At 61.0% G+C, this 10,979-nt stretch carries 11 protein-coding genes; 2 read left to right on the top strand and 9 right to left on the bottom strand.

What is annotated here, in order from left to right; genetic code table 11:
* Nucleotides 1-179: 179 nt before the first annotated feature.
* Nucleotides 180-2,288, top strand: coding sequence for an elongation factor G (fusA, locus tag ACQ4W4_RS09465; protein ID WP_436541755.1), 2,109 nt, complete (start codon nucleotides 180-182; stop codon nucleotides 2,286-2,288).
* Between the two features lie 54 nt (nucleotides 2,289-2,342).
* Here the strand turns inward: fusA and ACQ4W4_RS09470 are convergent, their stop codons facing one another.
* From ACQ4W4_RS09470 to ACQ4W4_RS09490, 5 genes are read right to left on the bottom strand one after another with little or no spacing between them, the layout of a single operon-like run.
* The gene (locus ACQ4W4_RS09470; RefSeq protein WP_495542787.1) at nucleotides 2,343-2,789 is read right to left on the bottom strand and encodes an HlyD family secretion protein; all 447 of its coding nucleotides are present in this window, start codon (nucleotides 2,787-2,789) and stop codon (nucleotides 2,343-2,345) included.
* Nucleotides 2,790-2,822: 33 nt separating this feature from the next.
* Nucleotides 2,823-3,512, bottom strand: a complete 690-nt coding sequence (locus tag ACQ4W4_RS09475) for an HlyD family secretion protein (RefSeq protein ID WP_436541757.1) — start codon at nucleotides 3,510-3,512, stop codon at nucleotides 2,823-2,825.
* A 21-nt stretch (nucleotides 3,513-3,533) separates the two neighbouring features.
* Nucleotides 3,534-4,979, bottom strand: a complete 1,446-nt coding sequence (locus tag ACQ4W4_RS09480) for an efflux transporter outer membrane subunit (protein WP_436541758.1) — start codon at nucleotides 4,977-4,979, stop codon at nucleotides 3,534-3,536.
* Between the two features lie 5 nt (nucleotides 4,980-4,984).
* Complete coding sequence (locus tag ACQ4W4_RS09485) at nucleotides 4,985-6,490, bottom strand: DHA2 family efflux MFS transporter permease subunit (RefSeq protein WP_436541759.1); 1,506 nt, start codon at nucleotides 6,488-6,490, stop codon at nucleotides 4,985-4,987.
* Nucleotides 6,491-6,546: 56 nt separating this feature from the next.
* Nucleotides 6,547-6,981 (bottom strand): MarR family winged helix-turn-helix transcriptional regulator, encoded by a 435-nt coding sequence (locus tag ACQ4W4_RS09490; RefSeq protein ID WP_436541760.1) that lies wholly within the window; start codon nucleotides 6,979-6,981, stop codon nucleotides 6,547-6,549.
* 130 nt (nucleotides 6,982-7,111) lie between these two features.
* Between ACQ4W4_RS09490 and ACQ4W4_RS09495 the strand changes: the two genes are divergently transcribed.
* Nucleotides 7,112-7,642 (top strand): SRPBCC family protein, encoded by a 531-nt coding sequence (locus tag ACQ4W4_RS09495; protein ID WP_436541761.1) that lies wholly within the window; start codon nucleotides 7,112-7,114, stop codon nucleotides 7,640-7,642.
* A gap of 412 nt (nucleotides 7,643-8,054) precedes the next feature.
* Here the strand turns inward: ACQ4W4_RS09495 and ACQ4W4_RS09500 are convergent, their stop codons facing one another.
* From ACQ4W4_RS09500 to ACQ4W4_RS09510, 4 genes are all read right to left on the bottom strand, one after another.
* Complete coding sequence (locus ACQ4W4_RS09500) at nucleotides 8,055-8,591, bottom strand: hypothetical protein (protein ID WP_436541762.1); 537 nt, start codon at nucleotides 8,589-8,591, stop codon at nucleotides 8,055-8,057.
* Nucleotides 8,592-8,694: 103 nt separating this feature from the next.
* Entirely contained in the window at nucleotides 8,695-9,387 is a 693-nt protein-coding gene (locus tag ACQ4W4_RS09505) for a hypothetical protein (RefSeq protein WP_436541763.1), read from the bottom strand.
* A gap of 138 nt (nucleotides 9,388-9,525) precedes the next feature.
* Nucleotides 9,526-9,918, bottom strand: coding sequence for a hypothetical protein (locus tag ACQ4W4_RS27570; RefSeq protein ID WP_495542788.1), 393 nt, complete (start codon nucleotides 9,916-9,918; stop codon nucleotides 9,526-9,528).
* A 56-nt stretch (nucleotides 9,919-9,974) separates the two neighbouring features.
* Nucleotides 9,975-10,877 carry an alpha/beta hydrolase gene (locus tag ACQ4W4_RS09510; RefSeq protein WP_436541764.1) on the bottom strand — a complete coding sequence of 301 codons (903 nt, stop codon included), beginning with the start codon at nucleotides 10,875-10,877 and terminating at the stop codon, nucleotides 9,975-9,977.
* Nucleotides 10,878-10,979 lie beyond the last annotated feature (102 nt).

Genomic DNA, 10,979 nt, shown 5'->3' on the forward strand with positions numbered 1-10,979 from the left:
GATTAATAAAGTTGAAAGTATAGCCGAAACTCTTGTTTGTCCTGTGCAACGCGCGTGCGCGTTAATGTCGGTGTTGCGCGCGTGGTAAAAACCGGTCACCCGTGCCGCTCAAATCGATGTCTGCTACACTGGAAAACCGGTGCAAACACTGGCGCGCCGGGCTAGCCATGGAGATTGTGATGACCCGCAAAACACCTATCGAGCGCTACCGCAATATTGGCATCAGCGCCCATATCGACGCCGGCAAGACCACCACCACCGAGCGCATCCTGTTTTATACGGGGGTGAATCACAAGATCGGCGAAGTGCACAACGGCGCCGCCACCATGGACTGGATGGAGCAGGAGCAGGAACGGGGCATCACCATCACCTCGGCCGCCACCACCGCGTTCTGGAAGGGCATGGCCGGCAACTTCCCCGAACACCGCATCAACATCATCGACACGCCCGGCCACGTGGATTTCACGATTGAGGTGGAGCGCTCGATGCGCGTGCTTGACGGCGCCGTGATGGTCTACGATGCCGTCGGCGGCGTGCAGCCGCAGTCCGAGACCGTCTGGCGGCAAGCCAACAAATACCATGTGCCGCGCATCGCCTTCATCAACAAGATGGACCGGGTGGGCGCGGATTTCCTGCGCGTGCGCAAGCAGATCGCCGAGCGCCTGAAAGGCGTGGCCGTGCCTATCCAGCTGCCCATCGGCGCCGAAGAGCATTTCACGGGCGTCATCGACTTGCTGAAAATGCGCGCCATCACCTGGGACGACGCCAGCCAGGGCGTGCAGTTCAGCTATGGAGAAATTCCCGCCGAGCTGCTGGCGCAGGCGCAGGAGTGGCACGAGCACATGGTCGAACAGGCGGCAGAAGCCAGCTTCGACATGACGGAGCGCTACCTGAACGGCGACACGTTTACGGAAGCGGAACTGAAACAGGCCTTGCGCGCGCGCACCATCCGCAATGAGATCGTGCCCATGCTGTGCGGCAGCGCCTTCAAGAACAAGGGCGTGCAGGCCATGCTCGACGCCGTCATCGAATACCTGCCGTCCCCGCTGGAAGTGCCGCCCATCATGGGCCATGACGAGCACGACAACGAGGTGGAGCGTCATCCGACGGACGATGAATACTTTTCCGCGCTGGCCTTCAAGATCATGACGGACCCGTTCGTGGGGCAGCTGACCTTCTTCCGCGTGTATTCGGGCGTGGTGAACTCGGGCGACATGGTCTACAACCCCACCAAGAGCGCGCGCGAGCGGCTGGGGCGCATCCTGCAGATGCATGCGAACGAACGCAAGGAAATCAAGGAAGTGTATGCGGGCGACATCGCCGCCGCCGTGGGCCTGAAAGCCGTCACCACGGGCGACACCCTGTGCGCCATCGACCACGTCATCTTGCTGGAAAAGATGATCTTCCCGGAACCCGTGATTTCCCAGGCCGTTGAACCGAAGACCAAGCCGGACCAGGAAAAGATGGGCATCGCCCTGAACCGCCTGGCGCAGGAAGACCCGTCCTTCAGGGTCCATACGGACGAGGAATCGGGCCAGACCATCATGTCGGGCATGGGCGAGCTGCATCTGGAAATTCTGGTGGACCGCATGCGGCGCGAATTCGGCGTGGAAGCCAATGTCGGCAAGCCGCAGGTGGCGTACCGCGAAACCATCACGCGCGCGGTGGAAGATATCGAGGGCAAGTTCGTCAAGCAATCGGGCGGACGGGGCCAGTACGGCCACGTGGTGCTGAAACTCGAACCCTTGGAGCCGGGCACGGGCTACCAGTTCGTCGACGCCATCAAGGGCGGCGTGGTGCCGCGCGAATTCATTCCCGCCGTCGACAAGGGCATCATCGAAACCCTCAAATCGGGCGTGCTGGCCGGCTATCCGGTGGTGGACGTCAAGGCGACATTGACGTTCGGCTCCTACCATGACGTCGATTCCAACGAGAATGCCTTCCGCATGGCCGGCTCCATCGCCTTCAAGGACGGCATGCGCAAGGCGTCGCCCGTGCTGCTCGAACCGATGATGCAGGTGGAGGCGGAAACGCCGGAAGAATTCATGGGCAACGTCATGGGCGATTTGACGGCCCGGCGCGGCATGGTGCAGGGCGTCGACGACATCCCCGGCGGCGCGGGGCGCATCGTCAAGGCCTTGGTGCCGCTGGCGGAAATGTTCGGTTACTCGACAACCTTGCGTTCGCTGACCCAGGGCCGCGCCACGTACACGATGGAATTCAAGCACTATGCGGCCGTGCCCAAGCATATCCTCGACCAGGTGGCGGCGGCGGGCAAGGCGAAGTGATACGGGTAGGTCGGATTAGCGCGCAAGCGCGTAATCCGACAGCATCGTTACATCTCAATTCAGAAGATTCTGCGCAATGATGGCGTCCGCCATCTTCTCCGCCTCGCCCACGGGCTGGCTCAGCGCCTCGGTCGTGTAGACGGTGGACGCCACCATCGGCTGGTCCAGGGTCGCCCCTTCGCCATGGCTGGTATCGACTGTCACCGTGGTCGACAAGCCGATGCGCAGCGGATGGGCGGCCAGTTCCTTCGGGTCCAGGGTGATGCGCACGGGAACGCGCTGCACCACCTTGATCCAGTTGCCCGTGGCGTTTTGCGCCGGCAGCAGGGAAAACGCGCTGCCCGTGCCGGCCGACATGCCCAGCACCTTGCCGTGGTAGACCACCTTGCTGCCATACAGATCCGTTTCGATGGTGGCCGCCTGGCCCACGCGGATATTGCGCAATTCGGACTCCTTGAAGTTCGCGTCGACCCATAACTGGTCGAGCGGCACGATGGACATCAAGGGCGTGCCCGGCGTCACGTGCGTGCCCAGCTACACGCTGCGCTTGGCCACATAGCCCGAGACGGGCGCGACCACGGCGTTGCGGCGCACGGCCAGCCATGCCTGCAGCACGTCGCCCTTGGCCGACAGCACGGCCGGATGGCTGGCCAGGTTGACGCCGCTCACGCCCGCTTTGGCGGACTCGGCCTGGCGCTGCGCCACCGTCAAGGCCGCTTTCGCGTCATCGACCGCCTGTTTCGCATGGGCCAGGTCTTCGCCCGAGATCGTGTGGTCCGCCGCCAGCGGCGCGCGGCGCGCCAGGTTGCCCTGCGCCGTGGCCAGGGCCAGGCGGCGCTGCCCGATGACGGCGTCGTACTGCGCCACGCTGGCATAGCGCTCGCGTTCCTGGCGCACGACGTTGCCCAGCCGCGCTTGCGCCTGGCTCAGGGCCAGGTCCGCATCGATGGCGTTGAGGGTGATCAGCGGTGCGCCCGCTTTCACCATCTGCGTCTCGTCGGCGCGGATGGCGTCGACATTGCCCGTAACCTGGGCGGACAGGGTGACCAGGTTGCCGCCCACGTAGGCGTTGTCCGTCACTTCTTCCCTGGACAGCACCAGTTGATAGTAGGCGGCCCAGGCGGCGCCGGCCACGAGAAAGGCTGCCGTGATGGCGATCAGGACGGCCTTGCGCTTGCCCGGCTGTTCGGTGGAGGAGGTGGTGGCTGTGGTTTCGCTGCTCATGATGTGTTCCGTAATCGATCGTTATTGTTTAGTCGTCGTGGCGGCAAAGTCGCTGCTGCCCCGGTAGCCGCCGCCCAGCGCCACGGTCAGGTTGATTTCCGCGTTCTGGCGCTGGTTTTGCAGCTGCATGCCCAGGTCCACCTGGCCGCGCACGGTCATTTCCGCATTCAGCTGGGTGGCGCGGTCGGCCAGCCCCTGTTTCAGGCGCGCATTCGCGTTGCGCAGCTGCGCTTCGCTGGCGCGCAGGTTTTCCTGCTGCAGCCGCAGCTGGTTTTCCACGCCCTGCACCCGGGCGCCCGCCTGCGCCACGTCGCGCACGACATTGAAGACGTTCTGGTTGTAGTCGGCGATGATTTCATTGCGTTCGCTGCGCGCGCCGGCAAGCTGCGCCTGCAGGCGGCCGCTGTCGAACAGGGGCAGCGACAGGGCCGGGCCGATGAACAGGGTGCGGCTGCCGGACTGCAGCAGCTTGCCGAGTTTGATGGCGTCGAGGCCGAACGAGGCCCCCAGGTCGATATCGGGGTAGAACGAGGCCTGCGCCGCCTCGATTGTGCTCATGGCCGCCTGGACTCGCCAGCGGGCCGCCTGCAAGTCGGGCCGGCGCGCCAGCAATTCCATGCCCAGCTTGCCGGGCAGGGCGTGCGGCAGCGCTTGCGCCTGTTTTGGCTGCAGGCTGGCCAGCGCCGAGCTGTCGCCGCCGAGCAGGGCGCGCAGGGCTTCCCGTTCCGTGACGATCTGCGTTTCCAGCAGGGCAATTTGTTGTTGCAGCAGGCTCAGACGCGTTTGCGCGGACAGATGGTCGTCGCTGACCCCGAGGCCATTGGCGATGCGCTTTTCCTTGTCGACCACCAGCTGCTGCTGCAGCCTGACCAGCGCATGCAGGTTGTCCATGCGGGCCCAGCCGTTTTGCATGCTGAAGTAGCGGCGGGCGATCTCGGCGGCCAGCATCTGTTCCGCCATCGCATATTCGGCGCGGCGCGCGTTGACTTCGCCCAGACTGGCCGCGATCTGCGCCTTGTGCTTGCCCCACCAGTCCAGGTCGTAATGGGCTTGCACGCCCACGGTGATTTCATTGTAGTAATTGCCGCCGATGGGGGCGGGCATCAGGCCATTGCCCGAATAGCGCTGGCGGTTGGCATCGGCGCCCACGCCCACCGTGGCGCCGCGCTGCGCGTGTTGCGCGTCAAACGCGGCAAGGGCCGAGCCGATGCGGGCATGCGCCACGTCCAGGTTCGGGCTGGCGGACAGGGCCTTTTCGATCAGCTGGTCCAGCTGGCTGTCCTGGAGCTGGCGCCACCATTGGGCGGCGGGCCAGCCTTCGCTGGCCAGGTGGATGTCGGCCGCCAGTTGCACGGTGGCCAGGTCTTGCTGCGGCAACGGTTGCGTGTCGGGCGCAATGCTGGCGCAGCCGGCCAGGGACAAACTGAGCGCCAATACGCGCAGGGAGCGTTTCATCGGTGTGTGCATGAGGGTTATTCCATGGCCGCGTGGTCGACCACGACGGGCGCATTTTTCTTAGGTGGTTTGATCAGGAGCAAGAGCGGCAGCACGAGGATGGTCAGCCACATCATCAGCCAGAAGTCGTCGAGGTAGGCGATCATCGACGCCTGCCGCGTGATCTCGCCATTCAGCGCCGCCATGCCAGTGCTTGTGCCCAGGTCGAACACCTGGGCAATGCCGGCGTCATGCAGGGCCGGGTTGGCGATAGTGATGTGTTCCGTCAGGGAGGCATGGGCGATCTGCGTATTGCGTACCAACAAGGTCTGCACGAGGGCGATACCGATGCTGCTGCCGATGTTGCGCACCAGGCTGTAGATGGCCGTGCCTTCCGCCCGCATCTGCGGCGACAGGGTGGCGAACGTGGCCGCGCTCAGGGGCACGAAAACGAGGCCCAGGCCGATGCCCTGGATGATGCCGTTCCACACGACCGTCTTCGGCACGAGGTCCAGCGTGAAATTGGCCATTTGCCATAGCGAGAACGCGGTGATGGAAAAACCCACGCCCAGCAGGATGCGCGTATCGATTCTGCCCGTTAGCCTGCCGACGATCAGCATGGCCAGCATTGTGCCCAGGCCGCTGGGCGCCGTCACCAGGCCGGCGATGGCCGCCGGGTAATTCATCAAGCCTTGCAGCATCGACGGCGTCAGCGCGCGGGTGGCGAACAGCACCATGCCGACGATGAAGATGAACAGCAAGCCGCTCACATAATTCGAATTCTTCAGCAGGCGGTAATCGAGGAAGGACTTGCCGGCCGGCCGCAAGGCCGTGTGGGCGATGAAGTAGCACAAGCTCATGGCCAGCACGATGGCTTCGATCCACGTTTCCGTCGAGGAAAACCAGTCGTTCTGCTCGCCCCGGTCCAGCAGCATCTGCAAGGCGCCAATGGACAGACTCAGGGTGGCAAAGCCGAACATGTCGAAATGCATGCGCCGGTTCGGCGGGTCCTTGCGGATGTAGCGCCAGATGCCGTAGAAGGCCATGGCGCCGATGGGGATGTTGATGAAGAAGACCCAGCGCCAGCTGTAGCTGTCCGTCAGCCAGCCGCCGAGGGTGGGGCCCAGGATGGGGCCGATCATCACGCCCATGCCCCAGATGGCCATGGCCGAGCCATGTTTCTCGCGCGGATTGATGTCGAGCAAGACCGCCTGCGACAGCGGCACGAGGGCCGCGCCGAACACGCCCTGCAACAGGCGGGCGGCGACGATCTCGGACAGGGTGCCGGACAGGCCGCACAGCACGGAGGCAAGGGTAAAACCGGCCACGGAGACGAGAAAGGTATTCTTCTGGCTGAAGCGGTCGCACAGCCAGCCCGTCAGGGGCGTGGCGATGGCGGCGGCGACGATGAAGGAGGTCAGTACCCAGGTGATCTGGTCTTGCGAGGCGGACAGGCTGCCCTGCATGTGGGGCAGGGCGACGTTGGCGATGGTGCCGTCGAGCGCCTGGATGATGGTGGCGAGCATGATCGAGATCGTGATCATGCGCCGGTTCAGGGTGGGGTCTTGTGAAGTGGGTAAGGGTGCTGCCGTCACGGAATTCACGCAAACTTCTCCGTTGCCGCCTGCAACGCTTCCAGCAGTTCGGTGGCGGCCCGTAGTTGATCGGGATCAATGCCCTGCAGTAACTCCTTGCGGAAACCGTCCGCTTCCTTGCGCACCGTGTCATACACCTGCATGCCCGCCTCGGTCAGTATCACCAGCTTGACGCGGCGGTCCGTTTCCGACGGCTGGCGCTGCACGAAGCCCGATTTCACGAGCCGGTCCAGCATCGACACCATGGTGGGGTTTTCCACGCCCAGTTGGTGGGCCAGCTCGCTTTGCGAGGGCGGCTGCGGCGACTTGGCGATCATGGCGATGGCCATCCAGCTCGCTTGCCCCAGGTCCAGGTCTTTCAGGCGCCGGTCGATGGCATGGCGCCAGCCGCGCGCCGTCTTGTGGAGCGCGGCGGAAAAGCGCTCTTCAATAGAAATCATAAGGTGAGTCTTCTAATGGTTAGGTGTCTAACTAATATTCTAGCATGCCGATTTCGCAGGCGTACAGGCCTTCCCGTTTATCGGCGCCGCTGGTACATTAAGGGCCAGTCCACCAACGCAGGGAGAGAGCATGAGCACCGCAGAACACAAGCAGGACGGCCAGCACCGCGACAGCAGCGACTTTGTCATCACGCAAACCTTCGACGCGCCGCGCGAACTGGTGTTTCAATCGTGGGTTGAACCGGAACGCCTGGCGCAATGGTGGGGGCCTGTCGGTTTTGAACTGAGCGTGCTGGCGCTGGACTTGCGGCCGGGCGGCGTCTTCCACTACGGCATGCGCGCCGACAATGGCTACGAGATGTGGGGCAAGTTCACCTACCAGGCGATCGAAGCGCCTGAACGCATCGTGTCCATCCTGTCATTCGCCGACAAGCAGGGCAATGCCGTGCAGCACCCGGTCAGCGCTACCTGGCCGCTGGAGTCGTTCAATACCATGACGCTCACCGAGGAAAACGGCAAGACGACGATGACCTTGCGTTCGACGCCGCACAAGGCCACCGATGAGCAGCATGTGACTTTCAAGCAGGGGTTTGAGTCGATGAAGGAGGGATTCAAGGCTACCTTCGCGCAGCTGGCCCAGTACCTGGCGCGGGTTCAGTAATATTTAAGAACGGCGGGCCGGAGCCGCGGGCCTGAGAAAATGCCCATGGCTGCGTTGCTTGGGCTCGCCGTACATGCGTACTGTCTTCGCCCGCGCGCCTTGCCCTGGCCATTTTTCAGGCTCGCTGGGCCCGGGGAACCTTTGTTTGGGGCGGGGGCGTGTTCATGCTGTCGTTGCCGGTTCGCGATTGAGGAAGCTCTGCTTACGCCCGAGGTTGTGTAAAAACGCAGAAAAAATCGGCCCCGCAAAAAAACGGCCTCTTAGGACGCCTGCTACGCGATTTTTTCGGCGTGGGGAATGGTCAACCTTGCCCATGAAAATTTCGTGTTTTTGCGTTTTCACACAGCCTGGCCCCAAAGCAGACGTCGGATGCACTCGTCAACTTCGGTGCGTAGCGCAATTTTCGGAGTATTTAGTTTAGTTCAGCGATAGTATTTTTTATCATCGCTATGTCATATTCGGGCAAACGTCTGGTGAGCGATAATTCGAGATACTTTCTTGCGGTCGGCCTGAAATCATCAAAATTGGCACCTAAAACGCCCAATATGTCTACATACAGGCTTGCTAGTTTCACGTCATCAAGCTGAAGTCCATAAATAAAATACCAAGTCGCCTGACGAAGTTCAAGCAAACAATCCCGATGGAGGTTTGGCGAGCTCGGCCCAGACTCTGAGCCGGCGATATCCCCCAAAAGGTCCAGACATTTCTCGCGCGCTATGCCAGTGCATCCAGGAAGTGCCGCCAAAATCGTCTTGATGACGGAAAGCGCACACGGATATATCACCTTATTTATACCAGTCGCTTCAGAGATATCATCGTACGCAAGGTACGCCTGTTCCAGATTCTTTGAATGAATTAAATTCGCTACAGCCGAAGGGGAAAGTACAATCCCATGATCGCCTTTTTGACTCCAGTCAAGCGTTAACATTTCCCAGGTTTTAATATTCATGCTTAAACTTTAAAGAATTCAACGGCGGCCTCTGGCTGCGGATTCAATCGGTGGTCGCAACACTCTAACCTAAACGACTGGTGATCAAAATCTATCCTCGTCGTCATGAATATAGTAATGTTGCCAATGTCCAATAGCTAATCAACAGGATGCCCGGGACATGAAACCATGAAAATTTATATCTAAAGCGGAAACGCCGTTTTGGTATTTGCTGCGTTAACGATTTTGGTGGAACGATTTGCTGCGGCCATACAAACGAACTTACCCCATCGACAGGCGGCCAAGATTCAAAACGATACGCGTACGCGTCAAAGTTTATTCTGTTAAATCGAGTCTGTTCTTGAACAGCTTGATTGAAGGCAACCTCGCCCAAGGACGCGACTTCCTCTCCGTCCGCATAGAAATAACCATCGCTTTCTTTCGCCAGTATTGCCATCGAAAGCATTTGCATGGCAGCAGTGGAGTCGTTTCTTCCTGCGGCCGTTCTGGAGCTTATCGTATAGGTATAAGCACCGACGCCTCTTGGCGGCCATAGCATGCTGCGAGCTTCTTTCTTTCCTCTTTTTTGCACTCCAAAGTCAAACGCAATCAGCAACGGAGTTGTTGGTTCCATGCGCAGGAATTCAGGCGGAGTCTTGGTAAGACGTAGGTAAAGGACTCCCTCCACCGAAGACTTTGTCAACGTGAGGTCCGGATGCAGTTGCACATCAAAGCCAAGAGTCGAGAATGTCTGAATAAAGCGCGCATCCAGGTCATCGGTTTTTTTGCCAAGGAAAGCTGAAATATTAATACTCATCGTCGGGATTGAATGTAGCCATAAATAATGATTTACTGTCAGTGATGGAGCGAGCGGTATGGGAATGTTAACGTCTTCGTCGGGCCAGTGACAGAACTTGGCTGCTTGCGCCCCAAGTTCTGGCGTCTGGATGGATCGCTAGTAGTCCAAGCCACAGTCGTCGATTGCTATCGGCATACCGAATAAGGCCGCCAGTTTGTCGGTATTGCTCTGTAGCCAGCATAATGCGTCCTCATTGAAATGGTCCGTCGCGAAAAGGACTGCAGTGCCTCGATTTTCCGACATCTTTACCTCAAATGAAACAAAGCCGGGACCCTTCGCCTTGCGCATGAAGCAGACCGATAAGGCCTCTATGTGTTCAACGTTAATCGAGATTGCCTGGTTATTTCTGGCTATCCCGATGGAATTCGAACTACCGTCCCTCCACCCGATTAAATGCCAGACCTTTGCATTTACGCTGAGTTCGTCCACCCGCGGTGGAGTTCCATCGTGATTGCTGCGGCCGGGGGGAATCGTGAATGGCCATGACACGCTTTCGTCGAGAACTTCTACTTGAATCTTGCATGGCCCCAAACCGGAATGATGCTTCAAGGCAGCATCCCCAGCATCTCCCGCACCACCGGCAAAATCATCCCCCAGGCATTCGACGTCGCCGCAATCTCGTCATAGTGGCTGGCCCCGGGCAAAATCAGCACTTCCGCATGGTCGCCGGCGAGCTTGGCCTTGGCCGCATAGTCGTGCGCGACTCTGGGCGGGGAGATGGTGTCGAGCTCGCCCGTGGCCAGGACGGTGCGGCTGCCGTTAGGCATGAGGTCGGCGGCGTTGGTGTCGCTGTAGATGTCGGGGCGCTGTGCGCTGGGCTGGCCTGCCAGCTGGGCGATGTCGCGCTCGCAGCTGGTCTTGATCAACTCCTTTTCGTGGCGCAAGTCGGCCAGGCCGCCCAGGCTGAGGATATTCTTGATCGGCAGATACTGTTCGCGGTACAGGGGGCTGGTCTTGGGCAGCTTTTCCCTGCCGGCGATCCATTGCACCAGCTGGCCGCCGGCCGAGTGGCCCATGGCGAGGATGCGGTTCACGTCCAGCTGGTACTGGGGCGCGTGCTGCTGCAGGCTGTCGAGCGCCGCGTGCATGTCCTCATACGTGCCCGGATAGCCGCCGCCTTCCTCGTCCGCCCGGCGGTACTCCACATTCCACACGGCGATGCCTTGCGCCACGAGGGCGCCGGCCACGTTGCGCATCTGCTGGATGCCGCCGAAGGCCACCGTCCAGCAGCCGCCATGGACGAGCACGACGACGGGGAACGGTCCGCTGCCTGCGGGCCGGAACAGCTGCGCGTATTGCGACGGCGCGGGGCCATAAGCGATCTGCGCCGTGGGGGCGGGGCCGTTCAGGGCCAGGTAGTCTTCGAGGCGCATGGGGGCGGCGACGGCGCTATGGACGGAGGCGAGCAGGGCGGTGGCGATCAGGGACGATGGCAGGGAGGTAGGCATGCTGGAATTCGCTTGAGAAGAGAGCAACACTTTAGCATAGGCCTGCACGGCCGCGCAGATCAAGTCGTGGACTGTTTTCCTCCTGCAAGACCGTTGCCCCAT

The organism is Janthinobacterium glycogeni, from assembly GCF_051380725.1.
Lineage (GTDB): Bacteria > Pseudomonadota > Gammaproteobacteria > Burkholderiales > Burkholderiaceae_D > Janthinobacterium.